The organism is Streptomyces sp. NBC_00569 (genome assembly GCF_036345255.1).
In the GTDB taxonomy this organism is placed as follows: Bacteria; Actinomycetota; Actinomycetes; order Streptomycetales; family Streptomycetaceae; genus Streptomyces.
The window spans coordinates 9,025,956-9,051,847 of record NZ_CP107783.1 but is presented as its reverse complement, the minus strand read 5'-3'; the positions used below and the strand labels follow the sequence as shown (position 1 = coordinate 9,051,847).

Sequence of the window (25,892 nt, the reverse complement as noted above, 5' to 3'; positions counted from 1 at the left end):
GTGCGGGCACACGCACGGGGCCACGGACCGTCGCCCCGTCGCGGCCCGCCGGCGGGGCACCGCCTGCCGACTCCGCGGGCTGCGCGAAGGCACCAGGTCAGCACAGGTGGACGGAGGCTCCGCAGAGGCCACCCGCCCGCTTGTTAGACGGACCGTATAACAAGGGGGGCGCGTTGGCCTACCCCTCGGTAAGTAACGTGCGGCAGACCCTGTCACGCCTCCGCCGACGCTCCGTGCGGTCAGGCCTGCCGGTAGCCGCGGTCCCTGACCAGGCCCTGCGCGAGGCGGGCGAACGCGCGCGCGGCCGCACTCTCGTAGGCGCTCTCCCTGCGCAGGAGCACGGCGGTGCGGGTGGGCAGCGGCGGGTCGAGAGGGACGGGCCGAAGATGCGGGTGATCGTCGGCGATGGCATCGGGGAGCACGGTGGCCAGCAGTGACGAGCGGCGCACGATCTCGGTGAGCGCCAGGATGCTGTTGGCCTCGACGGCGACCGTCGGATCGACGCGATGCGCCGCGAGATAGTCGTCGATGTGACCCCGGGTCGCGAAATCTCCACTGAGCAAGGCGAGTTGACGGTCGGCGAGCGCGCGTACGGGCAGCGGCCGGTCACCCCGGACCTCATCGCCGTCGGCGCTCACGACGAGGCTCAGGTGTTCGGTGAACAGCGCCGCGGCGGCGATACCCGCCTGTTGCGCCCCCTCGAAGGCGATCCCGAGGTCGAGTTCGTCGGCGAGCAGGCCGGCCTCGATGTGATCCTGCGTCATTTCCTTTACGTCGACCGTGATTCCGGGGTGGCGGCCGCGGAGCGTGTCCACGAGCGGGCCGACGAGGTAGACGGTGAACGTGGGCGTCACGGCGAGCCGGAGATGGCCCCGCGAGAGGTCCGCGACGTCGAGCACGGCGCGGTCGGCGGCCGCCAGGTCCCTGAGTACGCGCTTCGCGTAGTACACGTAGGCCTCGCCGGCGTCGGTGGGGCGCACCGTGCGGCCGCTGCGGTCCAGCAGCTGGGCGCCGACGACGCGCTCCATCTGTTTGATCTGCTGCGACAGCGTCGGCTGGGAGATGTGCAGCTCCTCGGCCGCACGCGTGAAGTTGCCGTGCTCGGTCACCGCGATCAGATAGCGGAGATGACGAAGTTCGGGGCCCATGATCCGACTGTAGACCAAGCCATAGATGTCATCGATAGGAGTCATGGCCGTTGCGTCTTGGACGCTATAGCCGCTGGTCATGCATGGTGGATCTCGTCAGCCCGACGGGCCGGCAGTCATCGAAGGGAGTGACCCATGCATGATCTCTCGGACGGTCTCGCACGCTTTCGCCGCGACGTCTTTCCCGCGAAGGCGGGGCTCTTCGCCCACCTGGCCACGACCCACCGCCCGACGACGCTCTTCATCGGCTGCTCGGACGCCCGCGTGGTCCCCGAACTGATCACACAGAGCGAACCCGGCGAGCTGTTCGTCGTCCGCACCGCGGGCAACCTGGTCCCGGCCTACGCCTCGGACCCCGACGGCGTCGCGGCGAGCATCGAGTACGCCGTCGCCGTGCTGAACGTGAGCGACATCGTCGTGTGCGGTCACTCCGCCTGCGGGGCGATGACCGCGCTGGCCGAGGGGCACGACCTCAGCGCCGCGCCGGTCGTCTCCGGCTGGCTGCGGCACGCGGACGCCGCGCTGGCCCGGGCCGCCGCGGTCCCGGAAGCGCCGGGTCCCGGCAGGGTGGCCGCCCTGGTGCGGGCGAACGTGTCCGCGCAACTGCAGAACCTGGCCACCCACCCCTGTGTGGCCCGCGCTCTGGCCGAAGGGACGCTCACGCTGCACGGCTGGGTGTTCGACATCGCCACCGGAGCAGTCCATCCGGTCGACGCCGCCGCGATCGCGGCCTGACCGCACCGCCCAGAACCGAGAAACACCGATCCTGAAAGAGGAACTCTTCATGCCGCACGCCCAGTTCGACCCCACCGCCCGCGAGACCCTCGCCGTCGCCGCCGTCGACGCCAAGACCCGCAAGGACCTGACCTGGCAGCAGATCGCCGACGTCGCCGGGCTGTCGCCGGCCTTCGTCACCGCGGCCGTGCTCGGCCAGCACGCCCTTCCGCAGACGTCCGCCGAGGCCGTCGCGGAACTCCTCGGTCTCGACGAGGACGCCGCCCTGCTGCTCCAGACGATCCCGACGCGCGGTTCGATCCCCGGCGGCATTCCGACCGACCCGACCATCTACCGCTTCTACGAGATGCTCCAGGTCTACGGCACCACCCTCAAGGCCCTCGTCCACGAGCAGTTCGGCGACGGCATCATCAGCGCGATCAACTTCAAGCTCGACGTGAAGAAGGTCGCCGACCCCGAGGGCGGCGAGCGCGCCGTCATCACCCTCGACGGCAAGTACCTGCCGACGAAGCCTTTCTGATCCTCCGTCAGGCCAGACATCACAGCCGGTCACGCACCACAGCCGGTCACGCAATTCCCCGGAGGACCCCCATGGACTTCGCCCAGCGCACCATCGACCTCGCCCGCCGGAACGTCGAAGAGGGCGGACGCCCCTTCGCCACCGTCATCGTCAAGGACGGCGAGATCCTCGCCGAGAGCCCCAACAGGGTCGCCCAGACCTCCGACCCCACCGCGCACGCGGAAATCCTCGCCGTCCGCGACGCCTGCCGCAAGCTCGGCACCGAGCACCTGGTCGGCGCCACCATCTACGTACTCGCCCACCCCTGCCCGATGTGCCTGGGTTCGCTGTACTACTGCTCCCCCGACGAGGTCGTCTTCCTCACCACCCGCGACGCGTACGAGCCGCACTACGTCGACGACCGCAAGTACTTCGAACTCGATTCCTTCTACGGCGAGTTCGCCAAGGACTACACCGAGCGGCGCCTGCCCATGCGCCACGAGCCGCGGGACAGCGCCGTCGACGTGTACCGGCTGTGGCAGGAGCGCAACGGCGGCAGGCGCCGCGTGCCCGGGGCGCCGAGGGCCTGAGGCACTCTCGCGACCGCTCAGCCCAGGATGCCGCTGCCGGCCTGCGCGGGGATCGCGATCCCCGTGAGCCCCCGTGGCACAGTCGCCCCCGGCAGGCCGCTACGGCTCCCCCGGTCGATGTCGGTGATCAGATCCCGCAACGCGGCGCAGCCGTGCGGTGCCGGCAGCCGGCTGTCCAGGGCGGCGAGCGCGCGGTGCGCACGCAGACGGGCCCTGCCGGTGCGGCCGTCGCTGTGGTCGACGAACGCCTGGGCGTACCGGGCGACGAGGCAGGCCCAGGCGTCACCGCGGATGCCGGGCTGGCTCAGGGCGCGGCGGGCGCTCAGCCGCGCCGCCCGCGGCGTGTGCTCCGCCTGCGTCACGGCGAGAGCGGCCAGGCTCACCGCGGGCGGCAGACCGCCGGACACGTGCGGCGGGATCGTGCTCGCCGCCTCCTGGAACTGCTCGGTGGCCCGTTCCAGGTCGCCCTCATGGAGCGCCAGCATGCCCTGGACATGCGCGATCCGCCCGATGGTCGCGTCGTCCCCGGCCAGGACCGCGGCCGGCCACGCGTGCTGGAGCAGCTCGCTCGCCCCGTGCGGGTCGCCGTACGCCGTGAGCCAGGCCGAGAGGCACAGGCCGCGCGCGATCAGGAGGGTGTCCGAGCGGCACATCGGGAGCAGCCGCAGCAGATGGCGACGCCCATCGTCGGCGGCGTCGTAGACCGCCCACCAGAACCACAGGTTCAGTACGGACTCCAGGGCGGCCGCCGCGAGTTCGGGCTGGCGGGGCGCGTACTCCAGCATCGCCCTGAGCCCTTCGGCCTCGTCCAGGACGAGTCGTACGGCCTGCGGTTGACTGCCGAGGCTCCACAGGTTCTCGGCGAGGGCGGCCACACGGTGGAAGTGGATCGCGCGGCGTTCGGCGGCGACCTCGAACTCCCTTGCCTCACGCAGCCGTTCGCCGCCGAAGTCGTGGGCGGCGGGGGCCATGCGGTAGCGGGGTTCGCGGATGCCGCCGGGGTCGCGTACCGGAGTCAGGACGCCGACCGCGGCGAGCCGGGTCAGGCAGGCCGGCACCCGGGCCTGGGCGAGTCCGCCGCCGGCGCAGACGAACGCCGCCGTCGACTCGTCGAATTCCCCGGCCAGGATGCTGGCGCGGGCCCACACGATCCGCTCATCGCGGTCGCACAGCACGTAGGCCGCGGCGACGGCGTCCCGCAGCGAGCGATGCCGGGGAGCCTCCATGTCCGGTGCGCTCAGCCAGCACTGGTGTTCCTTGAGCCGTTCCGCGACCTCCCCCACGCTGCTTCTGGCGGCCTGCTCCGCGGCCAGCTCGAGCGCGAGCGGAAGGCCGCCCACGTACCGGCAGATGTCCGCCACCGCGCTCAGGTCCGAATCGTCTGCGTCGAACGAGGCGTCCGCCCGCTCCAGGCATCGGTCGAGGAAACGGTCCAGGAACAGCTCCACGGCAGGCGCGGTCCCGTGTCCGTCCGCGGGCTCGGCGCCGAGCGGCGCCAGGCGCAGCACGGCCTCGCCGCCCAGGCCGAGGGGCCGGCGCGCGGTCACCAGGACGCGCAGCGACGGCACGAACTCCAGCAGTGTCTGCACCAGCCCCACGCACTCGGCATGGACCGGATCGACGTCGTCGAGGAAGAGCAGCACGTCAGCGGCGCGCAAGCGATCGGCGAGAGCACCGACACCGGCCGCTCCCCGCCGCCCTCGGATCCCGGCCGCCGCCTCCATGACGGCGGCGGTCATCGAGGCGGGCGAGCCCGGCCCGGCGCCGGCCCCGGCGTCCCGCCCGCCCTCCGGCCAGCGGACGACGACGATGCGCGGCCCGGCCCCCTGCGCGCCGACGCCGCCGACCACCGGCCGCCCCTCGCCCACGCCGAGCACGCGCCGCCCCGCTCCGTGCGCCGCGACATCCGCGACCGCCTCCGCCGCGAGCCGGCTCTTGCCCACGCCGACCTCGCCGGCCACCGTCACCAGTCGATGGTTCTCCAGGAGCGCGCACAGGTCCTGCGACTCCCGCTCCCGGCCCACCAGCGGACCGGGCATCTGTCCGCGCTTCTCCGCCGACGGCGCGCTGTCGCCGGCCTTGCGTGTCCACACGTCCGCCATGCTCCGCACATTCCTGCCCCTCGTCCGTCGGTCGCCGCCGCCGTCCGTAGCCCGTGCCCAGTCCGTGCAGAACCGTCACTGCACTGACCTCACGGCAACCCCAACGCCTGAGCGGCCCCAGGGTGTCGTCGCCGGGCGACGGTCCACCCTTCGCGCGGAACAGTCGAACGCGCGCCCGACTCCACGGAGGGGCGGAGGACCACCCGAAGTGAGCAGTTTTGGAGAAGCGCCCGTCATGGGCCCCGCCTAGCCTGAACTCCGTGGACAGCGCCCCTCAGGGCAGCCCTCCCGCCGTCCTCGAACCGGACGACGACCACACCCACGACCTTCAGGAGTGATCATGACCACCTCTTCCACCCAGGGGATCAAGACCGTGCTGCACCCCGTCTCCGACCTGGCGAAGGCCAAGGCGGTGTACGTCGCCCTGCTCGGCACCGAGCCGACGGCCGACGCGCCCTACTACGTCGGCTTCGACGTCGCGGGCCAGCACATCGGGCTCGTGCCCGGTGGCGGGGGCATGACCTCGCCGGTGACCTACTGGCACGTGCCGGACATCGAGGCGAAGCTCGCCGAGGTCACGGCCGCGGGTGCCGTCGTGAAGGAGGCCGCGCACGACGTCGGCGGCGGCCGCCTCGTCGCCACCTTCACCGACGCCGACGGCAACGTCCTCGGGCTGCTCCAGGACAGCTGACGGACGGCCCGGCCGACCGGGTCCCGGGCAGAAGAGAAACAGCATCAGGCGGACCGCTCGGACCTGGTTAGATCGAGCCGGGCGACGCCGACGGGGCCCGCGAGGGCGGTCCCGCGCAAGAGATGGAGACACGATGAGCATGGCCGAGGGGACGCAGGCGCAGTCACCTGCGCTGCACGCTGCCGACAGCCACGACCTGATCCGCGTGCACGGTGCGCGCGTGAACAACCTCAAGGACGTCAGCGTCGAGCTCCCGAAGCGCCGGCTGACGGTGTTCACCGGTGTCTCCGGCTCGGGCAAGAGTTCGCTGGTCTTCGGCACGATCGCCGCGGAGTCGCAGCGGATGATCAACGAGACCTACAGCACGTTCGTCCAGGGCTTCATGCCGACGCTGGCCAGGCCCGAGGTCGACGTGCTCGACGGTCTGACGACCGCGATCATCGTCGGCCAGGAGCGGATGGGCGGCGACGCCCGCTCCACGGTCGGCACGGCCACCGACGCCAACGCGATGCTGCGCATCCTCTTCAGCCGGCTCGGCAAGCCGCACATCGGCTCGGCCAAGGCGTTCTCCTTCAACGTCGCCTCGATCAGCGGCGCGGGCGCGGTCACCGTCGAGCGCGGCGGCGAGAAGGTGAAGGAGCGACGCAGCTTCAGCATCGTCGGCGGCATGTGTCCGCGCTGCGAGGGCCGGGGCTCGGTCACGGACTTCGACCTGACGGCGCTGTACGACGACAGCAAGTCACTCAGCGAGGGCGCGCTCACCGTCCCCGGCTACAGCGTCGACGGCTGGTACGGCCGGATCTTCCGCGGCTGCGGCTTCTTCGACCCGGACAAGCCGATCCGCAAGTTCACCAAGAAGGAACTGCACGACCTGCTCCACAAGGCGCCGACCAAGATCAAGGTCGACGGCGTCAACCTGACGTACGAGGGTCTGATCCCGAAGATCCAGAAGTCGATGCTGTCCAAGGACATCGACTCGCTTCAGCCGCACATCCGCGCCTTCGTGGAGCGGGCGATGACGTTCACGTCCTGCCCCGACTGCGGCGGTACGCGGCTGAGCGAGGCGGCCCGGTCGTCGAAGATCAAGAAGATCAGCATCGCCGACGCCTGTTCGATGCAGATCAGCGACCTCGCCGAGTGGGTGCGGGCCCTGAAGGAGCCTTCGGTGGCGCCGCTGCTGAAGGCGCTCGGGGACACCCTCGACTCGTTCGTGGAGATCGGGCTCGGCTACCTCGGCCTCGACCGCCCGGCGGGCACGCTCTCGGGCGGTGAGGCGCAGCGCGTCAAGATGATCCGCCACCTCGGGTCGTCCCTGACGGATGTCACGTACGTCTTCGACGAGCCGACGATCGGGCTGCACCCGCACGACATCCAGCGCATGAACGACCTGCTGCTGCGGCTGCGGGACAAGGGCAACACGGTGCTGGTCGTCGAGCACAAGCCGGAGGCGATCGCGATCGCCGATCACGTCGTCGACCTCGGCCCGCGGGCGGGCACCGAGGGCGGCGAGGTGGTGTTCGAGGGCTCGGTCGAGGGGCTGCGGGCCAGTGACACGCTCACCGGGCAGCATCTGGACGACCGCGCGACGCTGAAGCCCGCGGTGCGCACGCCGACGGGGAAGCTGGGGGTGCGCGGCGCGGGCACCAACAACCTCCAGGACGTCGACGTCGACATCCCGCTCGGCGTACTGACCGTCGTCACCGGCGTCGCGGGCTCGGGCAAGAGCTCGCTGATCCACGGCTCCGTGTCCGGGCAGGAAGGCGTGGTCACGGTCGACCAGGCCGCGATCCGCGGCTCGCGGCGCAGCAACCCGGCGACGTACACCGGGCTGCTCGACCCGATCCGCAAGGCGTTCGCCAAGGCCAACGGCGTGAAGCCGGCGCTGTTCAGCGCGAACTCCGAGGGTGCCTGCCCCACCTGCAACGGCGCGGGCGTCATCTACACCGACCTGGCGATGATGGCCGGCGTCGCCTCCACCTGTGACGAGTGCGAGGGGAAGCGGTTCCAGGCGTCGGTTCTCGACTACCACTTCGGCGGGCGCGACATCAGCGAGGTACTCGCGATGTCGGTGGCGGAGGCCGAGGAGTTCTTCGGCGCCGGGGAGGCACGCACGCCGGCCGCGCAGAAGATCCTTCAGCGGATGGCCGACGTCGGACTCGGCTACCTCACGCTGGGACAGCCGCTCACCACGCTGTCCGGCGGCGAGCGGCAGCGGCTCAAGCTGGCGACGCACATGGCCGAGAAGGGCGGGGTCTACGTCCTCGACGAGCCGACGACCGGCCTCCACCTCGCCGACGTCGAGCAACTGCTCGGCCTGCTCGACCGGCTCGTCGACTCCGGCAAGTCCGTGATCGTCATCGAGCACCACCAGGCGGTCATGGCCCACGCCGACTGGATCATCGACCTCGGTCCCGGCGCCGGTCACGACGGCGGACGGATCGTCTTCGAGGGCACACCCGCCGAACTCGTCGCGGACCGCTCCACCCTGACCGGTGAGCATCTCGCGGCGTACGTGGGCGGCTGATCGGGAGGCGAGGGCGGACACCCTCCGGGCCGGGCGCGCGTCGGTGGCGCGCATGCGACCCGCTCGTCACGGGGTGAGGCTCCCGGGCGGACGCGGCCGTGCTCGGCGTCGCCCTCGCCGGTGAACCGACCGTCGAAAGGGCGCTGCCCGCTACGACACGGAACGTTGGCCACGCGGCCGGCCCGTCGCCCGGCGGGCCGGACGGGCCGGCAGCTGACGCACCCCCAGGCCATCGCCCTGCGCGGCACCGCACTTCGCCCGGCCCCGTCACGCGTGAGCGTCCGCGCGATCCTGCGCCATGCGGACGGCACACCACCTGAGCTGCCGAGTTGCCGTGAGCCTCACGGAGCGTAGTCGTCCGGCGCGCGGCTTCGGTGCCGCCGTTCTACGTTGGTCGAGCAAGACCCGTACAAGACAAAGGAGTCGTAATGGCTGACAAGGGCGGCATGGACAAGGTCAAGGGCAAGGCCAAGGAGATGACCGGTAAGGTCACCGGCGATCGCCGCAAGGAGGCCTCGGGCCGCGCCGACCAGGCGAAGGGCGAGGCCAAGAAGGCCATGGGAGAAGCCCACGACCGCGCCCGAGGAGTCCAGGACTCCATCCGTCGCGACGGCTCCTGACTCGAGCCTCGAAGAAGCCCCCGCGCGTGCTGCGCGGGGGCTTCCCCCTGCCGTCACACGGTGCGGGCCAGCCGGAACCCGAGGTCGTCGATGGCGAACGTCGGGTGGCTGCGCCGACGCACGGAGGCCCCGCAGCCACGCTCCGACTCGGCCCAGCCACCACCGCGGAAGATGCGGTACGCGCCGTAGACCTCCTCGTCGTAAAGGTCCCAGCACCACTCCCAGACGTTGCCGAGCATGTCGTGCAACCCCCACGCGTTGGGCGCCTTTCCGCCGACGTCGCGGACTCCGCCCCCGGAGTTGTCCGCGTACCAGGCGATGTCGTCGATCGCCCCGTACCGGTACCCCTCGGTTCCCGCCTTGCACGCGTACTGCCACTCGGCCTCCGTCGGCAGGCGGTAGCCGTCGGCGTTCCAGTCGCATGTCACCTCGCCGCCGTCCGCGTCGCGGGTGTAGACCGGGTTCAGACCGGAACGCGCCGAGATGGCGTTGCACATGTCGATCGCGTCGAGCCAACTGACGTTCGTCACCGGCGAGTCACCGCTCGTGGCGGGAGCGGGGTCGGCTCCGGTGGCGGAGCGCAGGAGATCGGCCGTGACGGGGTGGCGGCCGAGCAGGAAGGGGGCGATGTCCGTCGTCCAGCGCGTGCCGCGCCGGTCGTCCCGTAGATCGACGGTGCCACTGGGGACGCGCACCATCCCGTTGACGATGGTGTCGACGGTGGCGTCGGTCGCGGGGTGCACCTCGTGAAGCCTCTCCATAGGGATCACAGGTAGAAGTTGCGCTGCCAGCGGTGCCCCGCCAGCACGGCGAGTCGGTCGGCGGTCAGCGGCCGTCCGTCGCTCAGCGCCGTGTTGCGCTCGACGTTGCGCACGGAGCGCATGCCGGGGATGACCGTGGAGACGGCGGGCGAACTCAGCACGAAGCGCAGCGCGTTCTCGGCGATCTCGTCGGGCGCGATGCCGAGGTCGGCGACGATGGCGGCGACCTTCCGCTCCACCTGCGCCGGCCGGTCGTCGCGGAAGTAGCGGGCACGGAAGTCGCCTTCGGGGAAGGTCGCTCCTGCGGTGATCCGGCCCGTGAGCCCGCCCTCGTCCAGCGCCACGCGGACGATGACACCGACGCCGTGTTCTTCGCACGCGGGCAGCAACGCGTCGGCGGGTGCCTGGTCGAAGATGTTGTAGATGACCTGCACGGTGTCGACGGCGCCGCTGCGTACGAGGGCGAGTGCGTTGTCCGGCTGGTGATCGTTGACGGAAACGCCGAAGAGGCGGATCTTCCCCTCCTTCTTCAGCTCTTCGACCGTCTGCAGCCAGTCGCCCCGGCCCACCCACTCGTCGCTCCAGACGTGGAACTGCACCACGTCGAAGTGGTCGAGGCCACTGACCCGCAGACTGGTCTCCACGCTCTCGCGTATGTGGGCGCCGGGGAACGCCTCGGCGGGGTCGATGCCGTCGGGCGCGGGCCAGATCCTGTTCATCGGCGGCACCTTGGTCGCCACCAGCACATCGTCGCCTGCCCGTTCGCGCACGACCCGGCCCACGATCCGCTCGCTCTCGCCGTAGCCGCGGGCGGTGTCGATGAAGTTCACCCCGAGGTCGACGGCCCGGTGCAGGGCGCGTACGGACTCGTCCTCGGTGGCGCCCACCCACCCGGACGCGCCGATGCCCCAGGCGCCGTAGCCGATCTCGGACACGGACATCCCGCTGCGGCCCAGCTCGCGGTAGCGCACTCTCAACCTCCACGTCGCGTTCTTCGCCCGGGCCGCATCGAAGCCGGCGCCCGGAAGCCTCCCGACGATCCATACCCTCTTCTGGGGCCGCGCGTCCCCCGATATGGACACTTTGCCTACGCCGGAAAGGTCACCGGTAGACTCGTTGGCTGATTCCTCCGGTGCCGGGGGCGTCGCCAGCCAAAGAAAGAGGGAAGTCTCGACGTGTGGGCCGCACAGCACGAAGCTCCGATCTACAGTCGGCTCATCCAGGAACGAGGCGACATCCCCGCCCAGGTCCGTGCCGCAGCCGAACAGACCCTGCGGGATCTGGAACGGGTGATGCCGGCGCCGCTGCCGCGCGCCATGCCGACGCAGCAGACGCACTCGCCCGCGCTCAACAGCGGCGGGCCGGGCTCGCTCTAGCGCATCAGGAAGCCGGCGGCACCGGGAAGGTTTCCCGAGCCGCCGGCTTCCGTCCTGTCCGGTTCGCGATCAGTTCTTCGCGGCCAATTCCTTGAGCGCGATGTTGAGTTCGAGGACGTTGACACGGGGCTCGCCCACGAAGCCGAGGATGCGGCTGCTGGTGTGGTCCCTGACGAGCTTGTCCACCTGGCTGACGGACAGTCCGTTCCGCTCCGCGACACGGTGGACCTGGAGGTCCGCGTACGCCGGGGAGATGTCCGGGTCGAGGCCGGAGCCGGAGGAGGTGACCGCGTCGGCGGGTACGTCCGCCTTCCTCACCTTGTAGGTGGCCGTGGAGTTGTCCTTGATGACGGCCTTCTGTGCGGCCTCGACCTGGTCGATGAGGTCCTTGTTGTCGCCGGACAGGTTGGTGGCTCCGGACAGGATCAGCTTGTACTGGGTGTTGACGCTGTTGGTGCCCAGGCCGTTGGAGGGGCGCGGCTGGAACCATTTGAGGTCGGGTTCCGCGGTCTCCTGACCCTTCTTGAGCGGCAGGTCGTAGCGCTGGCCGATGAGAGACGAGCCGACGACCTTGCCCTCGGACTTGATCTCGGAGCCGTTGGCCTTGTTGTGGAAGAGGGCCTGGGCGACCCCCGTGACAGCGAGCGGGTAGATGACCCCGCAGACCAGTGTCAGCACGAGGAGGGCACGCAGCCCGGCCCCGAGCAACCGGGCGGTGTTCTTAACCGAGTTGTTCATAGCCGATCAGCCGATCCCGGGGATGAGTGAGATGAGGAGGTCGATGAGCTTGATGCCGATGAACGGCGCGATCAGACCGCCGAGGCCGTAGATCCCGAGGTTGCGTCGCAGCATCCGGTCCGCGCTCATCGGCCGGTACCGGACGCCCTTCAGGGCGAGGGGTACGAGCGCGATGATGATGAGCGCGTTGAAGACGACCGCGGACAGGATCGCGGAGTCGGGCGAGGACAACTGCATGATGTTGAGCTTGTCCAGGCCCGGGTAGACCGCCGCGAACAGCGCCGGGATGATCGCGAAGTACTTCGCGACGTCGTTGGCGATGGAGAACGTCGTCAACGCGCCCCGGGTGATGAGGAGTTGCTTGCCGATCTCGACGATCTCGATGAGCTTGGTCGGGTTGGAGTCGAGGTCGACCATGTTGCCGGCCTCCTTCGCGGCCGACGTACCCGTGTTCATGGCCACGCCGACATCAGCCTGCGCGAGCGCGGGGGCGTCGTTCGTGCCGTCGCCGGTCATCGCGACCAGCTTTCCGCCCGCCTGCTCCCGCTTGATGAGAGCCATCTTGTCCTCGGGAGTCGCCTCCGCGAGGAAGTCGTCGACGCCCGCCTCCTCGGCGATCGCCTTCGCCGTCAGCGGGTTGTCGCCGGTGATCATGACGGTCTTGATGCCCATGCGGCGCAGCTCGGCGAACCGCTCCCGCATGCCGTCCTTGACGACGTCCTTGAGGTGGATGACACCGAGCACCCGCGCGCCGTCGACGTCCTCGACCGCCACGAGCAGCGGCGTGCCACCCGCCTCCGAGATGGAGTCGGTGAGGGTGTCGGCGTCCGGGGCGACCTGGCCGCCGCGCTCCTTCACCCAGGCGATGACCGAACCGGCCGCGCCCTTACGGGTCTTGCGCCCGTCGACGTCCACTCCCGACATGCGGGTCTGGGCGGTGAAGGCGATCCATTCGGCGCCGGCCAGCTCGCCCTGGTGGCGTTCACGCAGCCCGTACTTCTCCTTCGCGAGAACCACGATGGAACGGCCCTCGGGGGTCTCGTCGGCCAGCGAGGACAACTGCGCGGCGTCGGCGAGTGCGGCCGCGGTGACGCCCCTGACGGGCACGAACTCGGCGGCCTGCCGGTTGCCGAGCGTGATGGTGCCGGTCTTGTCGAGGAGCAGGGTCGACACGTCGCCCGCGGCCTCGACCGCCCGGCCGGACATGGCGAGGACGTTGCGCTGGACCAGGCGGTCCATGCCCGCGATGCCGATCGCCGAGAGCAGTGCGCCGATCGTCGTCGGGATGAGGCAGACGAGGAGGGCCACCAGGACGACCATGGTGAGGTGCTTGCCCGCGTAGTCCGCGAACGGCGGCAGGGTCACCACGGCGAGCAGGAACACGATGGTGAGGGACGCGAGAAGGATGTTCAACGCGATCTCGTTGGGCGTCTTCTGGCGGGCCGCGCCCTCGACCAGGGCGATCATCCGGTCGATGAACGTCTCGCCGGGCTTCGTCGTGATCTTGATGACGATGCGGTCGGAGAGGACCTTCGTGCCGCCCGTGACCGCGCTGCGGTCACCGCCCGACTCCCGGATGACGGGGGCCGATTCACCGGTGATGGCCGACTCGTCCACGGAGGCGACGCCTTCGACGACGTCACCGTCGCCGGGGATGATGTCGCCCGCCTCGCAGACGACGAGGTCGCCGATGCGCAGCTCGGTGCCCGGCACCTGCTCCTCCGTGGAACCGGCCAGACGCCGGGCGACGGTGTCGGTCTTGGCCTTGCGCAACGTGTCCGCCTGCGCCTTGCCGCGGCCCTCGGCCACCGCCTCCGCCAGGTTCGCGAAGATCACGGTGAGCCACAGCCAGGCGCTGATCGTCCAGCCGAACCAGTCGGACGGGTCCTTGAAGGAGAACACGGTCGTCAGGACCGAGCCGACGAGCACCACGAACATCACGGGCGACTTGACCATGACGCGCGGATCGAGCTTGCGGCAGGCGTCCGGCAGCGACCTCAGGAGCTGCTTCGGGTCGAACAGCCCGCCGCCGACCCGGCCTTCCTGTGTGTGCCCGGAGGGCACGTCGCTGTGCGGCGCCCGCGTGGGAGTGGCTGTGGACATGGCGTCCTGTGACCTCTTCGAGTCGTGCTTGCTGGTTCCGGTGGTCATGACGCCAGACCTTCCGCGAGCGGGCCGAGGGCCAGAGCGGGGAAGTACGTCAGGCCGGTGATGATCAGAATCGTGCCGACAAGCAGCCCGGTGAACAGCGGCTTCTCGGTGCGCAGGGTGCCGGCCGTGGCAGGGATGGGCTGCTGCTCGGCGAGCGAGCCTGCGAGGGCGAGGACGAACACCATCGGCAGGAAGCGGCCCAGCAGCATCGCGAGCCCGATCGTGGTGTTGAACCACTGCGTGTCCGCGCTCAGACCGGCGAACGCCGAACCGTTGTTGTTCGCACCCGACGTGAACGCGTACAAGATCTCGGAGAACCCGTGCGCACCGGAGTTGAGCATCGAGTTCGGCGGGGTCGGCAGCGCCATCGAGATCGCCGTGAAGACGAGCACGAGCGCCGGGGTGATGAGGATGTAGCAGGCCGCGAACTTGATCTCGCGGGTACCGATCTTCTTGCCCAGGTACTCGGGCGTACGGCCGACCATCAGACCCGCGATGAACACCGCGATGATCGCCATGATCAGCATGCCGTAAAGCCCCGAACCGGTGCCACCCGGAGCGATCTCACCCAGCTGCATGCCCAGCATCGTGATGCCGCCGCCGAACCCCGTGAACGAGGAGTGGAACGAATCCACCGCCCCGGTCGAGGTGAGGGTGGTGGCCACCGCGAAGATCGACGAACCGCCGACCCCGAAGCGGTTCTCCTTGCCCTCCATCGCGCCGCCCGCGATATCGAACGCCGGGCCGCCGTGGTGGAACTCCGTCCACATCATCAAAGCCGTGAACCCGATCCAGATCGTCGCCATCGTGGCGAGGATCGCGTAGCCCTGCTTCAGGGAACCGACCATGCGGCCGAAGGTGCGCGTGAGAGCGAACGGGATGACGAGGATCAGGAAGATCTCGAAGAGGTTCGTGAACCCGTTGGGGTTCTCGAAGGGGTGGGCGCTGTTGGCGTTGAAGTAGCCGCCGCCGTTGGTGCCCAGCTCCTTGATGGCCTCCTGCGAGGCGACCGCGCCGCCGTTCCACTGCTGCGAGCCGCCCATGAACTGACCCACGGAATGGATCCCGGAGAAGTTCTGGATCGCGCCGCACGCCACGAGGACGATCGCGCCGACCACGGAGATCGGGATCAGGACGCGGATCGTGCCGCGCACCAGGTCCGACCAGAAGTTGCCGAGCTCACCCGTGCGGGAGCGCGCGAAGCCGCGCACCAGCGCCACCGCGACGGCGATGCCGACGGCCGCGGAGACGAAGTTCTGTACCGCCAGGCCGGCCGTCTGGACGACGTGGCCCATGGCCTGCTCGCCGTAGTACGACTGCCAGTTGGTGTTCGCGACGAACGACGCGGCCGTGTTGAACGCCTGGTCCGGATCGATCGACGTGAAGCCCAGCGAGCCCGGCAGGCTGCCCTGGAGACGCTGCAACAGGTACAGGAAGAGGACGCTGACCGCGGAGAAGGCCAGCACGCCGCGCAGATAGGCGGGCCAGCGCATCTCCGTGTCCGGGTTGGCACCGATGCCCTTGTAGATCCACTTCTCGACGCGCAGGTGCTTGTCGGAGGAGTAGACCCGGGCCATGTAGTCGCCCAGGGGGCGGTAGGCCAGGGCGAGCGCCGCTATCAGGGCGAGGAGCTGGAGCACACCAGCGAGTACGGGGCTCATATCGGTGCTCAGAACCTCTCCGGGTAGATGAGGGCGAGGAGCAGATAGCCAAGGAGGGCGACGGCCACGATCAGGCCGACGATGTTTTCGGCGGTCACAGCTTCGTCACCCCCTTGGCGACGAGAGCCACCAGCGCGAACACCGCGATCGTGGTGACGACGAAGGCCACGTCGGCCATCGTGAGCTCCTGAATGGGGTTCGGAATTGAACGGACTCTTAGAGGAAACCCCCGTTCAGGACCGGAAGCGCCCGCCCTTGACACCTCCCATACGGCGGGGTGCGCGGCCTTGACGCATCCCATACGCCTCTTCACGCCAAGGTGACGTGGACCACCCTGGCGTGCCCGCGTTCCCGCAGATCAGGAGGACCTGGACCGCCTCGCGGAGGCGCCCCGGAGCTTGTGCCAGTCCGGGGCCAGGACCGACCAGACCTCCTCGTCGTGCCGGACACCCCGGTACAGGTAGCTCTCCCGCAGCACCGCGTCACGGGTCATGCCCAGGCGCCGGGCCACGTTGAGGCTCGCGGTGTTGCCGGCCCCCGCCACCCATTCGACTCGGTGTATGCCTCGCACGTCGAAGGCCCAGTCGAGCAGGACACGGATCGCGCGCGTGACGATGCCCCGGCCGACCGTCGTCGCCTCCAGCCAGCAGCCGACCTCACAGTTCCCGGCCACGGCGTCGAAGAGCCGGAACATCACCCCGCCGACGAGCGTGCCGTCGGCCCAGATGCCGTAGAGACGACCGGCGTCGGCGGCGGTCTTGTCCGCGTAGCGCCGGAGGAAGGCCGTGGCGGACACCAAGTCCGTCACATGGTCGGGGAGTTCGACGAACCGGCCGATGTGCTCGCGGCCCCGGTCCATGTGGGCGAGGAACTCCTCGGCGTTCCACGGCTCCAGGGGCCGCAGCTCGACTCCGTCGTCACCCAGCGGTATCGCGAACATCCTGCTCCTTCGGTACGGGTCGCTGCCGCGCGGCAGCCTAGGCCGAAACCTCTCCACACCAGGGACCATTTTTGGTCTAGACCTTGACAGGTCCAGACCAAGTTCGCTTGAGTGGCCGGCACCCCCCATGGCGGCGCCGGGCCCCCCAACTCGCGCCGCGCCGAAGGAGCGTTGGCATGATCAAACGCGTCACGAGTCTTGTCGCCACCCTGGCCGCGGTCGGCGCCGTGGTCGTCATCGGCCCGGCCACCACGGCATCGGCGGCCGAGTGCGCCGCACCCTGGAACTCCTCGTCCGTCTACACGGGCGGCGGGTCGGCCTCCTACAACGGGCACAACTGGAACGCCAAGTGGTGGACCCAGAACGAGACCCCGGGCACCTCCGACGTCTGGGCGGACCAGGGCGCCTGCGGCGGTGGCGAGACGGACCCGGGTGACCCCGCGCCGTCCGGCTTCGTCGTCAGCGAGGCCCAGTTCAACCAGATGTTCCCGAACCGGAATCCGTTCTACACCTACAGCGGACTGACCGCCGCGCTCAGCGCCTACCCCGGCTTCGCCAACACCGGCAGCGACACGGTCAAGCGCCAGGAGGCCGCAGCGTTCCTGGCCAATGTCAGCCATGAGACCGGCGGCCTCGTGTACATCGTCGAGCAGAACACCGCCAACTACCCCCACTACTGCGACAGCAGCCAGTCCTACGGCTGCCCGGCCGGCACCGCCGCGTACTACGGCCGCGGCCCGATCCAGCTCAGCTGGAACTTCAACTACAAGGCCGCGGGCGACGCACTCGGCATCGACCTCCTCCACAACCCGTACCTCGTGGAGCAGGACGCGGCCGTGGCCTGGAAGACGGGCCTTTGGTACTGGAACACGCAGAGCGGCCCCGGCACCATGACGCCGCACAACGCCATGGTGAACGGCGCCGGCTTCGGCGAGACGATCCGCTCCATCAACGGCAGCCTGGAGTGCAACGGCGGCAATCCCGGCCAGGTCCAGAGCCGCATCGACCGGTACAAGGCGTTCGTCCAGATCCTGGGCACCACACCGGGCGACAACTTGAGCTGCTGACACGCCACCGCGTGTGACGCGAGCCGCCGCCGGGCGGGCCTTGAATTCACCAGGTCCGCCCGGCGGTCTCGCCCTGGGGCGCGGGGCACACCAGGTGACCGCGAGGATTGACGGGCCCGGCAGCGGAGACGAGCCAGGGCCTTGCTTTGGGATCAGGCCGCGAGCCCGGCAAGCTCCGAGAGAAGAGCCCTAGCCGGGCTCGCTGTTGAGCAGCCCGTCGACGGCCCTTCGGAGCCGGGCGCGGCGGGTCTCGGGGCTGAGGGCCTGGAGCAGCGGCAGGATCGCCTGGTAGCGCCCGGACCTGTCGAGCGCGTCGAACGCCTTCCTGGCCTCGGGTTCCGCGTCGAGCGCCGCGGCGAGGTCGGCTGGCACCGTCGCCGTCTTCTGCGACGCGTACGCCGCCACCCACCGCCCGTCCTGCTGCGCCCTGCGCACCTCGGCGAGACCGGGCTCACGCATCCGGCCGGCGGCGGTCAGCATCGCGACCTTGTCGACGTTCACCCGGGACCACAGGCTCCTGGCCCGGCGCGGGACGTACCGCTGGAGGTAGTACCGCTCGTCGAGGGAGCACCGCCGGCCGGAGATCCAGCCCCAGCACAGCCCGATGTCCACCAGCTCGCCGTCGGTGACGGACGGGATGCCGGACCTCTTCTTGGCGACCTTGACCCACACGCCTTCCTGCCGCGTGTGGTGCTCGCCGAGCCAGCTCTCGAACGCCTCGCCATCCGGGAACGTGATGATCTCCACCCCGTCGGCCCCGTACACCCCACCCGTCCCGTCCATGGGGCGCAGCGTACCGCCGCCGCGACGACCATCAGTCCGAAATGTACAATTTAATGGCGTTCAACATATGGGTGGTCCCGTTCGCGAGGTGGCGCCATGCAGTCGTGTGTGTCGAGGCATCGCAAGGCCGCGCTGCTCCCGGTGAGCGCCGCCGTCGCCTGCGTGACCGCTGTCGCGGGAGTCCCCGCGTTCGCGGACGACGGGGGCGACGCGTCGAAGCTGAGCGCGCAGCAGCTCGCCGACGACGCGAAGAAGGAACTGCTGGACGCGAAGTCCCTCCATGTACTCCTGAAGAACAACTCCACGGGACCCGCCGACGCCCGGTCCCCCGCAGTCCTCGATCTGGCCCTGGACCAGGACGGCAACTGCGCCGGATCACTGACGATGGGCACGGGTGGCGCCAAGGGCGGCACCGTCCAACTCATCAAACGCGGCGACGAGTTGTGGATGAAGCCCGACACCACGTTCTGGAAGACCCAGGTCGACGGCGAGACAGGCGAGCTCGCGGCCCAGGTCTTCAACGGGCGTTATGTACACGGCAGCGCGGACGACGGAATGCTCAGGAGTCTGGGGGACACATGCGACTTGAACGCGTTCCAGGCCCAGTTGAACGGCGGACCCTCGAGCGCGCCCCCCGAGAAGCTGACCAAGGGCAAGGAGAGCAAGGTGGACGGCACGGACGTCGTGCCGGTGAGCGGCAGGAACGACGGCAGTGAAGTCGTCCTGTTCATCACCTCGAAGAATCCGCATCGACTCGTCCGTGCCACCGAGAAGACGGGCGATGTGAACACGACGATGACACTCACGGACTACAACCGGCCGGTGCCGTCCGCGACTCCGTCGAAGGACGAGTCCGTGGACGTGTCCGAGCTCGAGAACCTCTCCCCGAAGGCCACCCCTCCGCAGACCGCCGCACCGAACCGGGTCGCTGGGTGAGCCGCCCCATGCAGAAAGGCAGTTGAGCCGCACGGCCTCGCGCATGACGTCACGTGCCCTCAGCCACGGCTGGTCGGCGGTCAGTTGCCGATGTCGCCGAACCGGTCGTGGTCGGCGAGGACTTCGTCGATCACACGGTGGTTGTACGCGGTGCGCTCCGGGTCGGTGCCGAGGGACTCCGACATGACCAGCAGGGACTTCCACAGAGACCAGCCGCGGGCTCGGGCCCAGGTGCCGGCGTCCTGGGCGACCGTGCGGCGGAAGGCCTCGCGGCTGTCTCCGGAGAACATGCCCCAGGCGATCACCAGGTCGCAGGCGGGGTCGCCGACGCCCGACGTACCGAAGTCGATGACGGCCGTGAGTGCGCCCTCGGCGACGAGCAGGTTGCCGGTGGCGATGTCTCCGTGGAACCACACCGGCGTCCCCTGCCACCGCGCCGCGAGCGCGGCCTCCCACACAGCGGCCGCCCGGCGCGTGTCGACATGGCCCTCAAGCGCCGTGAGGCAGCGACGGGTCTCGTCGTCGTAGTGGGTGAGCGACGCGCCCCGGTACCAGCTGTGCTTTCCGGCCGACGGTCCCCCGGTGGTGTCGCAGCGTTGCAGCGCGAGGACGAACTCGGCCACCGAGACCGCGAACTGCGCCATGTCGTCGATAGGGCCGCGCTCCGCCGCCTCTCCGTGCAGCCAGCCGCGCACGGACCACGGGAAGGGGTATCCCTCGCCGGGCCGGCCCTGGGCCAGGACGGGCGGGACGGCTACAGGCAGTGAGGGCGCGAGCCGCGGCAGCCACTCGTTCTCCTTGGCGACCGCGGGAACGTAGCCCTCGCCGGTGGGCAGGCGGGCCGTCATCGCGTCACCCAGGCGGTACGTCCTGTTGTCCCAGCCGTCGGCCTCCACCGGTGTCACAGGGAGGCCGCTCCACTGGGGGAACTGCGCGGCGATCAACCGCTCCACGAGTGCGGCGGTGATTCCGGCGCGGCCGTCGGAAGGACTCGGAGTCGAAGCCATTCAGGGATCATCACGCCCGGAAGTCGTACGGGCAACGGAATATCCGTGCCCGCGGCGCCGTCGCGACTACGGCCTGCGACGTGGCTTCCCGCGCTTGGCGCCGCCCTTGGGACCGCCCTTTGCGGCGCCCTTCGGCCCGGGCTTGGTCCCGCCCTTGGCGCCGCCGCCGCGCGGGTTCTTCCCGGCGCCCGGCTTCTGCCGCGCCGCTCCGCTCTTGTCGGTACGCGCGGCCTTGGGCTGCGGCGGGGTCGCCGTGCGGCCGCGTGAGCTGTTGACGGTCCGCCCGCGGACGATGCCGATGAACTCCTCCACCAGGTCGGTGGTCTCGTCCTCCGGCCACGACAGCGCGACCTGGGACTCTGGGGCGTCGGTAACCGGCCGGTAGGTGAGGTCCTTGCGGTGGTGCAGGCGGGCGAGCGACTGCGGTACCACCAGCACGCCGATTCCGGCGGCCACCAGCTCGACGGCGTCCGCCGTCGTCTCCGGGCGCTCGAACGCGGGCTCACCGGGAAGCCGCTCCCAGACGAGGGTGTCGTCGAGGGGGTGCAGCACGGTCTCGTCGGCCAGATCATCCACGGACACCTCGTCGACGGCGGCCACGACGTGATCCTTGGGGATCACCACCACCGTCGTCTCGGTGTAGAGGGGGATCGCGCTGAGCACGGTCCGGTCCACCGGCAGTCGCACGAGGCCGGCGTCCGCCCCACGGTCCCGCAATACGTCGGATGCCTCGCCGGCGGGCGTAGCGAGGAGGGTCAGCGGAACGCCGGGCAGCCGTTCGTTCCAGATCCGCACCCACTTGGTGGGTGTCACTCCCGGGACATACGCGAGCCGGAACGAAGGGGATGTATCCGAGCCTGTCACTCCGCCAGGTTACCGGTCGTGGTCGGAGGTATCGCACACAGTCGATACCCTTGACACCATGACGTCGCACCAGACCACCCAGACCATGAAGCCCGCGACCGCGGCCAAGAAGCTGGGTGTGTACCTCGAGGCCACCCCCGCCGAGTTCCAGGAGGGTGTCGTCTCGCGCAGCGAGCTCAACGCGCTGCAGGCCGATCCGCCCGAGTGGCTCCAGGAACTGCGGAGCAACGGCCCGCACCCCCGGCCCGTCGTCGCGTCCAAGCTCGGTGTCTCGATCTCGGGTCTCGCCCGTGGCGGGATCACCGAGGCGCTCACCACGGAGCAGATCGAGGCGCTGAAGACCGAGAGCCCCGAGTGGCTCCAGCAGGAGCGTGCCACCCAGGCCGCGGTGCGCAAGGAAGCCGTCCGCATCAAGGAGCGGAACGCTCAGCGCGCCGAGCAGTCCGGCGACCAGCGTTCCTGACCGCCTCTCCTGACCGATCTCCCCGGCTCCACCTCCGTCCTGTCACGGGACGAACTCGACCTCGTCGGCGCGGCCCGCGGTGCGTCGTGCCGATGGCTCGGTCATGGCGTCCACCGCCTCGGGCGGGAGCGGGAGGGCCCTGTCCAGCCGTTGCATCAGCGGGGACAGGTCGGCGCAGGTCCGGTGTCCGCAAGCGGGCAGGCGCCAGCTCCGGCGCCGGCCACGCAGATGCGACCAGAAATCCTCCCGGGACGGGTCGTTCTCGCCGCTGTGGCTCGCGTTGCTCATCAGCAGGAAGGGCCGCGGTCGAGGCCCGTGGTGGCGGCAGGCCCGTCGAGGCTCCCGTCCAGGTCGGCGCTCGCCATGATGCGGTGATCCGCCGCCGTGCTCTCCGCCGCCGTGTCCCCGCCGAGCGAGTGCCCGGACATGCCGGTCCCCGGCGCAGGTCGAGCGCACCGCACAGGCCGTGGGGCAGCGGGTAGCCCTCGGCATCGCGCTTCTCCCCGCGCTCAGGCCCGCCGACGCGGCAGCTGACAGCTGACGGAGCAGCGGGCCGCTTCGGGCGCACCCCCGTTCGACTCAGGCCCCCTCGGGGCGGTCCACCGTCTCCGCGCCGTCGAGCGGGCTGCGCTCCAGGAAGGCCGCCGCCGCGGGGACGGCCGTGCGCAGGCGCAGCAGTCCGGCGGCGGTCAGGGTGCGGCACACCGAGTCCTCCTCGGCCATGACGCGCTGGCCCAGGCGAGCGTGGAAGTCGGCGGGGGTGAGGGCCGCGCCGGGCCCCGCTGACCAGGTACGGCCCGCGGGTGTGGGCCGCGAGCTGTGGGCGCACACGGCCAGGCGCCCCGACTCCACGTACCAGAGGACCACGGGCTCCGCGCGGGGTGGCTCGACGGTCTGGCCGGCGGACAGGGACATGGTGCCGAAGCAGTCGGAGACGGCCTGCGCGGCCTGCTCGCCGGCCCTCCCGAAGAGGTCGCTGTGGGTCAGGGGAACGGGCGCGGAGGGGTCGAGTCCGAGGTCGGTCAGGAGTTCGTCCTCGCAGGATTCGATGGCGCGTCCGAGGTCGGCGAATTCGTCCTTGGTGTGTGTGACGGGGCGCGCCGACGGGTCGGCGATCACCATGCGGATCCCGCGTTCGCGCAGGTCGTGGCCGAGGGCGCGCAGAAGGTCGGCGGCGACGGGTTCGATGCGGCCGACCCGCGCGAGGTCCAGGACGAACCAGCGGGCGGCCTTCGGGAGATCGCGGGCCGCGCGCAGGGTCTGTTCGGCGGTGGCGAAGTCCAGGTCGCCCTGGAGGACGTGGACGCGGATGCGGTCGGGCCGTTCGTCGAGTGCGGCGCGCTGGTCGCGGGGGCGGTGGCGCAGCGAGCGCAGGGGGCCCGGGTCGAGGGAGCGCGGCGGCAGCGGGCGGCCGCTGCTGCCGGTGGCGCGCATCAGGTGCAGCCCGAACTGTTCCGACAGGAGGTGGCAGGCGGCGATGGCGCGGACGCTGTTGCCCTTCTCGTCCAGGGGCGGGCTGAACACCCCGATGCCGAACTGGCCGGGCAGCGCCACGCCGATCCCGCCCGAGACCCCGCTCTTCGCCGGCAGGCCCACGCGCAGCATCCACTGCCCGGAGGCGTCGTACATCCCGCAGGTGGCCATGACGGCGAGGACGTGCTGGGCGTGGCGGGAGGCGACGACCCGTTCGCCGGTGAGCGGGTTGGTGCCGCCGCCGGCCAGCGTCGCGTGCATCACGGCAAGGTCGTCGCAGGTCACGAGCACGGAGCACTGACGGAAGTAGACCGCGAGCTGCTCCTCCACGTCGCCGGTGAACGATCCCGCGTTGTGCATGAGATAGGCGAGGGCGCGGTTGCGGTCGCCGGTGGCGCGCTCGGAGGTGAACACCGCGTCGTCGACGGTCAGGTCCCGGCCCGCGAAGGCGCCCAGGCCGGCCAGGATGCGGGCGAAACGCTCGTCGGGGTCCGCTCCGGCCACCAGTGAACTGGTCACGATGGCACCGGCGTTGACCATCGGGTTGGGCGGGCGGCCGGTGCCGGGTTCGAGGCGGATCGAGCTGAACCCCTCACCGCTCGGCTCGGCGCCCACCCGCGCGAGGACGTCCTCAAGGCCCTGGTCGGCGAGTGCGAGCGCGAAGACGAAGGGCTTGGACACGGACTGGACGGTGAACGGCACCTCACTGTCGCCGCAACTGTAGACCTGCCCGTCGAGCGCACACAGGCTCAGTCCGAACAGGTCCGGGTCGGCCCTGCTCAGTTCCGGGATGTACGAGGCCGGCTCGCCCTCCGTGAGGTCGCGCAGCCGGATGCGGACGCGGTCCAGGAGCGCGGCGAGCGGATCGTCCGGCGGCTTGTTGTGCCTCACACCGCAATCGAACACCACGGCCGGACGATGCGCCTTCCCAAGCGGGCAACGGGTGCCCGCGCCGTTCGAGTCAGATCCGGCTCCCGGACGCGGTGTCCGAGGACAGACGCTGGGCGAGGTAGATCGGGATGACGGACAGCAGGACGAGGACGGCGGCGACGACGTTGACGACGGGAGCCTGCTGCGGGCGCGCCATGTTCGAGAAGATCCAGACGGGCAGCGTCTGGATGCCCGGTCCGGCGGTGAAGGTCGTCACGACGATCTCGTCGAAGGAGAGAGCGAAGGCGAGCAGGCCACCCGCGACCAGCGCGGAGCGCACCAGCGGGAACGTGATGTCGATGAACGTGCGGAAAGTGTGCGCCCCGAGGTCCATCGCGGCCTCTTCGTACGACCCCGGCATGCGCCGCAGCCGGGCGATGACGTTGTTGAAGACCACCACGATGCAGAACGTGGCGTGGCCGACGATGACGGTGAACAGGCCGAGTCCCACGCCGAGCGGTTCGAGGACCGTGCGGAAGGCGGTGTTGAGGGCGACGCCGGTGACGATGCCGGGCAGCGCGATCGGCAGGACGACGACGAAGGAGACGGCGTCGCGTCCGAAGAACCTGTAGCGCTGGCAGGCGAACGCGATGAGCGTGCCGAGGACCAGGGCGATGGCGGTCGCGCCGAGCCCGGCCTTGACCGACGTCCACAGGGCGTCGCGGGCGCCGGAGCTGTGCCACGCGTCGGCCCACCAGTCGAAGGTGAGCCCGGGCGGCGGCCAGCCCGAACTGCGGTCCGGGTTCAGGGAGTTGACGAGGACAAGGAACAGAGGGACGTAGATCACCGCGAAGCCGAGCGCGGCGGCGATGCGCAGGGTGATGCGCGCGGGGCGGGAGAGATTCATCGGAGGGACCTTCGCTGTGCGTGATCCGGAGGGTCGGCGGGCGGCGGCACGGGACATCAGGGGTTTCGGAGGCGCCGAGAGGCCTCCGGGCGTCACAGGCTGCTGAGGGCTCCGGTGCGGCGTACCGCCAGCAGATAGAGCACGATGATCACCACGGGCACGGTGCCGAGCGCGGCGGCGAGCGGCAGGTCGAGGGTGATGTTGGAGTAGATGAGGTTGCCGATCAGCTGGGTCTTGCCGCCGACGATCTGTACGGCGATGTAGTCGCCGAGGCTGAGCGAGAAGGTGAAGACCGAGCCGGCCGCGACGGACGGCAGGATCATCGGCAGGACGACGGAGCGGAAGGTGCGGCCCGTGCGGGCGCCGAGGTCGGCGGAGGCGTCGAGGAGGCTGTCCGAGAGCTGTTCGAGTCCGGCGTGGATCGGCAGGATCATGTACGGCAGCCACAGATAGGTCAGGACGAGGACGGTGGCGGTGAGGCCGTAGCCGGGCCCCTTGAGGCCGAGCGGTCCCAACACCCAGTCCAGAAGCCCGCCCTGGGCGAGGATGAGCCGCCAGGCGTACGCCTTGACGAGGTAGCTCGCCCACAGCGGGGTGAGGATGGCGACGACGAGGAGCGGCCGCCACCGCGGGTTCGCGATGCGGGCCGTGTAGAACGCGGTGGGGAACGCGATCAGCACGCACAGCGCGGTGACCGCGAGGGCGACGCCGACGCTGCGCAGGGCCACCTGCCGGTAGACGTCGGTGGTGAACAGCGCGGTGAAGTTGTCCGTGTTCCAGATCTTCACGACGTTCGAGGTGAAGGAGTCCGTGGTCCAGAACGCGGACATGAACAGGACGGTGAGCGAGCCGAGATAGGCCAGGACGAGCCAGGCCGTCGGTGCGGAGAGCAGCAGGGACAGCTGTAGCCGGGGGCGGCGGTACAGGGCCCCGGCGAGCCGCCGGACGGGTCCGGCGGCAGGCGCGGTGTCGGTCATCGGCGGCAG

The 25,892-nt window shown here is 70.3% G+C and carries 27 protein-coding genes; 10 read left to right on the top strand and 17 right to left on the bottom strand.

The window, feature by feature from the left end:
- Positions 1-239 precede the first annotated feature (239 nt).
- Positions 240-1,148, bottom strand: coding sequence for a transcriptional regulator CynR (cynR, locus tag OHO83_RS40890; RefSeq protein WP_266666589.1), 909 nt, complete (start codon positions 1,146-1,148; stop codon positions 240-242).
- Positions 1,149-1,283: 135 nt separating this feature from the next.
- Here cynR and OHO83_RS40885 point away from each other — a divergent pair, with 135 nt between their 5' ends.
- From OHO83_RS40885 to OHO83_RS40875, 3 genes are all read left to right on the top strand, one after another.
- Positions 1,284-1,883: a carbonic anhydrase gene (locus OHO83_RS40885; RefSeq protein WP_266666591.1), complete on the top strand. Its 600-nt coding sequence runs from the start codon at positions 1,284-1,286 to the stop codon at positions 1,881-1,883.
- A gap of 49 nt (positions 1,884-1,932) precedes the next feature.
- The gene (cynS, locus tag OHO83_RS40880) at positions 1,933-2,403 is read left to right on the top strand and encodes a cyanase (protein WP_266568612.1); all 471 of its coding nucleotides are present in this window, start codon (positions 1,933-1,935) and stop codon (positions 2,401-2,403) included.
- Positions 2,404-2,474: 71 nt separating this feature from the next.
- The gene (locus tag OHO83_RS40875) at positions 2,475-2,972 is read left to right on the top strand and encodes a nucleoside deaminase (RefSeq protein WP_266666592.1); all 498 of its coding nucleotides are present in this window, start codon (positions 2,475-2,477) and stop codon (positions 2,970-2,972) included.
- 17 nt (positions 2,973-2,989) lie between these two features.
- Here OHO83_RS40875 and OHO83_RS40870 read toward each other — a convergent pair whose 3' ends face one another.
- Entirely contained in the window at positions 2,990-5,074 is a 2,085-nt protein-coding gene (locus OHO83_RS40870) for an ATP-binding protein (RefSeq protein WP_266666593.1), read from the bottom strand.
- 340 nt (positions 5,075-5,414) lie between these two features.
- On the opposite strand from OHO83_RS40870, the gene OHO83_RS40865 reads away from it, so the two are divergent.
- The 3 genes from OHO83_RS40865 to OHO83_RS40855 all read left to right on the top strand — a co-directional run bounded on the left by OHO83_RS40865 (position 5,415) and on the right by OHO83_RS40855 (position 8,909).
- On the top strand, positions 5,415-5,765 hold the full coding sequence (locus tag OHO83_RS40865) for a VOC family protein (RefSeq protein ID WP_266666595.1): 351 nt from the start codon (positions 5,415-5,417) through the stop codon (positions 5,763-5,765).
- 133 nt (positions 5,766-5,898) lie between these two features.
- Positions 5,899-8,289 (top strand): excinuclease ABC subunit UvrA, encoded by a 2,391-nt coding sequence (locus OHO83_RS40860; RefSeq protein ID WP_266666597.1) that lies wholly within the window; start codon positions 5,899-5,901, stop codon positions 8,287-8,289.
- Positions 8,290-8,717: 428 nt separating this feature from the next.
- The gene (locus tag OHO83_RS40855; RefSeq protein WP_266666599.1) at positions 8,718-8,909 is read left to right on the top strand and encodes a CsbD family protein; all 192 of its coding nucleotides are present in this window, start codon (positions 8,718-8,720) and stop codon (positions 8,907-8,909) included.
- A 53-nt stretch (positions 8,910-8,962) separates the two neighbouring features.
- Here the strand turns inward: OHO83_RS40855 and OHO83_RS40850 are convergent, their stop codons facing one another.
- The gene (locus OHO83_RS40850; protein WP_266676094.1) at positions 8,963-9,607 is read right to left on the bottom strand and encodes a formylglycine-generating enzyme family protein; all 645 of its coding nucleotides are present in this window, start codon (positions 9,605-9,607) and stop codon (positions 8,963-8,965) included.
- A gap of 68 nt (positions 9,608-9,675) precedes the next feature.
- On the bottom strand, positions 9,676-10,641 hold the full coding sequence (locus OHO83_RS40845; RefSeq protein ID WP_266666601.1) for an aldo/keto reductase: 966 nt from the start codon (positions 10,639-10,641) through the stop codon (positions 9,676-9,678).
- 204 nt (positions 10,642-10,845) lie between these two features.
- On the opposite strand from OHO83_RS40845, the gene OHO83_RS40840 reads away from it, so the two are divergent.
- Entirely contained in the window at positions 10,846-11,046 is a 201-nt protein-coding gene (locus OHO83_RS40840; protein ID WP_266666603.1) for a hypothetical protein, read from the top strand.
- A gap of 69 nt (positions 11,047-11,115) precedes the next feature.
- Here OHO83_RS40840 and OHO83_RS40835 read toward each other — a convergent pair whose 3' ends face one another.
- From OHO83_RS40835 to OHO83_RS40815, 5 genes are all read right to left on the bottom strand, one after another.
- Positions 11,116-11,784 (bottom strand): potassium-transporting ATPase subunit C, encoded by a 669-nt coding sequence (locus tag OHO83_RS40835; RefSeq protein WP_266666605.1) that lies wholly within the window; start codon positions 11,782-11,784, stop codon positions 11,116-11,118.
- Between the two features lie 6 nt (positions 11,785-11,790).
- Positions 11,791-13,887, bottom strand: coding sequence for a potassium-transporting ATPase subunit KdpB (kdpB, locus tag OHO83_RS40830; protein WP_443066108.1), 2,097 nt, complete (start codon positions 13,885-13,887; stop codon positions 11,791-11,793).
- A 44-nt stretch (positions 13,888-13,931) separates the two neighbouring features.
- Complete coding sequence (gene kdpA / locus OHO83_RS40825; RefSeq protein ID WP_330280622.1) at positions 13,932-15,596, bottom strand: potassium-transporting ATPase subunit KdpA; 1,665 nt, start codon at positions 15,594-15,596, stop codon at positions 13,932-13,934.
- Positions 15,597-15,604: 8 nt separating this feature from the next.
- Positions 15,605-15,694, bottom strand: coding sequence for a K(+)-transporting ATPase subunit F (gene kdpF / locus OHO83_RS40820; RefSeq protein ID WP_330280621.1), 90 nt, complete (start codon positions 15,692-15,694; stop codon positions 15,605-15,607).
- A 260-nt stretch (positions 15,695-15,954) separates the two neighbouring features.
- Complete coding sequence (locus OHO83_RS40815) at positions 15,955-16,536, bottom strand: GNAT family N-acetyltransferase (RefSeq protein ID WP_266666609.1); 582 nt, start codon at positions 16,534-16,536, stop codon at positions 15,955-15,957.
- Between the two features lie 176 nt (positions 16,537-16,712).
- On the opposite strand from OHO83_RS40815, the gene OHO83_RS40810 reads away from it, so the two are divergent.
- Complete coding sequence (locus OHO83_RS40810) at positions 16,713-17,603, top strand: glycoside hydrolase family 19 protein (protein WP_266666610.1); 891 nt, start codon at positions 16,713-16,715, stop codon at positions 17,601-17,603.
- A 189-nt stretch (positions 17,604-17,792) separates the two neighbouring features.
- Here the strand turns inward: OHO83_RS40810 and OHO83_RS40805 are convergent, their stop codons facing one another.
- Positions 17,793-18,386 (bottom strand): YdeI/OmpD-associated family protein, encoded by a 594-nt coding sequence (locus OHO83_RS40805; protein ID WP_266666612.1) that lies wholly within the window; start codon positions 18,384-18,386, stop codon positions 17,793-17,795.
- Positions 18,387-18,482: 96 nt separating this feature from the next.
- Between OHO83_RS40805 and OHO83_RS40800 the strand changes: the two genes are divergently transcribed.
- Positions 18,483-19,322 (top strand): hypothetical protein, encoded by an 840-nt coding sequence (locus OHO83_RS40800; protein WP_266666614.1) that lies wholly within the window; start codon positions 18,483-18,485, stop codon positions 19,320-19,322.
- A gap of 80 nt (positions 19,323-19,402) precedes the next feature.
- Here OHO83_RS40800 and OHO83_RS40795 read toward each other — a convergent pair whose 3' ends face one another.
- Positions 19,403-20,329, bottom strand: coding sequence for an aminoglycoside phosphotransferase family protein (locus OHO83_RS40795; RefSeq protein ID WP_266666616.1), 927 nt, complete (start codon positions 20,327-20,329; stop codon positions 19,403-19,405).
- A 66-nt stretch (positions 20,330-20,395) separates the two neighbouring features.
- The gene (locus OHO83_RS40790; RefSeq protein WP_329436720.1) at positions 20,396-21,193 is read right to left on the bottom strand and encodes a LysR family substrate-binding domain-containing protein; all 798 of its coding nucleotides are present in this window, start codon (positions 21,191-21,193) and stop codon (positions 20,396-20,398) included.
- A 58-nt stretch (positions 21,194-21,251) separates the two neighbouring features.
- Here OHO83_RS40790 and OHO83_RS40785 point away from each other — a divergent pair, with 58 nt between their 5' ends.
- Positions 21,252-21,656, top strand: coding sequence for a DUF5997 family protein (locus tag OHO83_RS40785; protein ID WP_266666618.1), 405 nt, complete (start codon positions 21,252-21,254; stop codon positions 21,654-21,656).
- A 42-nt stretch (positions 21,657-21,698) separates the two neighbouring features.
- On the opposite strand, the gene OHO83_RS40780 is transcribed toward OHO83_RS40785, so the two are convergent.
- From OHO83_RS40780 to OHO83_RS40760, 5 genes are all read right to left on the bottom strand, one after another.
- The gene (locus OHO83_RS40780; RefSeq protein ID WP_266666619.1) at positions 21,699-21,944 is read right to left on the bottom strand and encodes a hypothetical protein; all 246 of its coding nucleotides are present in this window, start codon (positions 21,942-21,944) and stop codon (positions 21,699-21,701) included.
- Positions 21,944-22,084 (bottom strand): hypothetical protein, encoded by a 141-nt coding sequence (locus OHO83_RS40775; protein WP_266666620.1) that lies wholly within the window; start codon positions 22,082-22,084, stop codon positions 21,944-21,946. The genes OHO83_RS40780 and OHO83_RS40775 overlap by 1 nt, the downstream gene beginning before the upstream one ends.
- 151 nt (positions 22,085-22,235) lie before the next feature.
- On the bottom strand, positions 22,236-24,020 hold the full coding sequence (gene glsA, locus OHO83_RS40770) for a glutaminase A (RefSeq protein ID WP_266666622.1): 1,785 nt from the start codon (positions 24,018-24,020) through the stop codon (positions 22,236-22,238).
- A gap of 70 nt (positions 24,021-24,090) precedes the next feature.
- Positions 24,091-24,906: an ABC transporter permease gene (locus OHO83_RS40765; protein ID WP_266666624.1), complete on the bottom strand. Its 816-nt coding sequence runs from the start codon at positions 24,904-24,906 to the stop codon at positions 24,091-24,093.
- Positions 24,907-24,998: 92 nt separating this feature from the next.
- Positions 24,999-25,883 (bottom strand): ABC transporter permease, encoded by an 885-nt coding sequence (locus OHO83_RS40760; RefSeq protein WP_330280620.1) that lies wholly within the window; start codon positions 25,881-25,883, stop codon positions 24,999-25,001.
- Positions 25,884-25,892: the final 9 nt, after the last annotated feature.

Coding starts and splice junctions, on each gene's coding strand:
- OHO83_RS40805 (WP_266666612.1), bottom strand. CDS start 18,386: ATGGACGGGACGGGTGGGGTGTACGGGGCCGACGGGGTGGAGATCATC.
- OHO83_RS40780 (WP_266666619.1), bottom strand. CDS start 21,944: ATGAGCAACGCGAGCCACAGCGGCGAGAACGACCCGTCCCGGGAGGAT.
- kdpA (WP_330280622.1), bottom strand. CDS start 15,596: ATGAGCCCCGTACTCGCTGGTGTGCTCCAGCTCCTCGCCCTGATAGCG.
- OHO83_RS40865 (WP_266666595.1), top strand. CDS start 5,415: ATGACCACCTCTTCCACCCAGGGGATCAAGACCGTGCTGCACCCCGTC.
- cynR (WP_266666589.1), bottom strand. CDS start 1,148: ATGGGCCCCGAACTTCGTCATCTCCGCTATCTGATCGCGGTGACCGAG.
- OHO83_RS40815 (WP_266666609.1), bottom strand. CDS start 16,536: ATGTTCGCGATACCGCTGGGTGACGACGGAGTCGAGCTGCGGCCCCTG.
- OHO83_RS40760 (WP_330280620.1), bottom strand. CDS start 25,883: ATGACCGACACCGCGCCTGCCGCCGGACCCGTCCGGCGGCTCGCCGGG.
- OHO83_RS40765 (WP_266666624.1), bottom strand. CDS start 24,906: ATGAATCTCTCCCGCCCCGCGCGCATCACCCTGCGCATCGCCGCCGCG.
- OHO83_RS40795 (WP_266666616.1), bottom strand. CDS start 20,329: ATGGCTTCGACTCCGAGTCCTTCCGACGGCCGCGCCGGAATCACCGCC.
- OHO83_RS40850 (WP_266676094.1), bottom strand. CDS start 9,607: ATGGTGCGCGTCCCCAGTGGCACCGTCGATCTACGGGACGACCGGCGC.
- OHO83_RS40860 (WP_266666597.1), top strand. CDS start 5,899: ATGAGCATGGCCGAGGGGACGCAGGCGCAGTCACCTGCGCTGCACGCT.
- OHO83_RS40885 (WP_266666591.1), top strand. CDS start 1,284: ATGCATGATCTCTCGGACGGTCTCGCACGCTTTCGCCGCGACGTCTTT.
- cynS (WP_266568612.1), top strand. CDS start 1,933: ATGCCGCACGCCCAGTTCGACCCCACCGCCCGCGAGACCCTCGCCGTC.
- OHO83_RS40775 (WP_266666620.1), bottom strand. CDS start 22,084: ATGTCCGGGCACTCGCTCGGCGGGGACACGGCGGCGGAGAGCACGGCG.
- OHO83_RS40835 (WP_266666605.1), bottom strand. CDS start 11,784: ATGAACAACTCGGTTAAGAACACCGCCCGGTTGCTCGGGGCCGGGCTG.
- OHO83_RS40855 (WP_266666599.1), top strand. CDS start 8,718: ATGGCTGACAAGGGCGGCATGGACAAGGTCAAGGGCAAGGCCAAGGAG.
- OHO83_RS40870 (WP_266666593.1), bottom strand. CDS start 5,074: ATGGCGGACGTGTGGACACGCAAGGCCGGCGACAGCGCGCCGTCGGCG.
- OHO83_RS40800 (WP_266666614.1), top strand. CDS start 18,483: ATGCAGTCGTGTGTGTCGAGGCATCGCAAGGCCGCGCTGCTCCCGGTG.
- kdpB (WP_443066108.1), bottom strand. CDS start 13,887: ATGTCCACAGCCACTCCCACGCGGGCGCCGCACAGCGACGTGCCCTCC.
- OHO83_RS40810 (WP_266666610.1), top strand. CDS start 16,713: ATGATCAAACGCGTCACGAGTCTTGTCGCCACCCTGGCCGCGGTCGGC.
- OHO83_RS40785 (WP_266666618.1), top strand. CDS start 21,252: ATGACGTCGCACCAGACCACCCAGACCATGAAGCCCGCGACCGCGGCC.
- OHO83_RS40875 (WP_266666592.1), top strand. CDS start 2,475: ATGGACTTCGCCCAGCGCACCATCGACCTCGCCCGCCGGAACGTCGAA.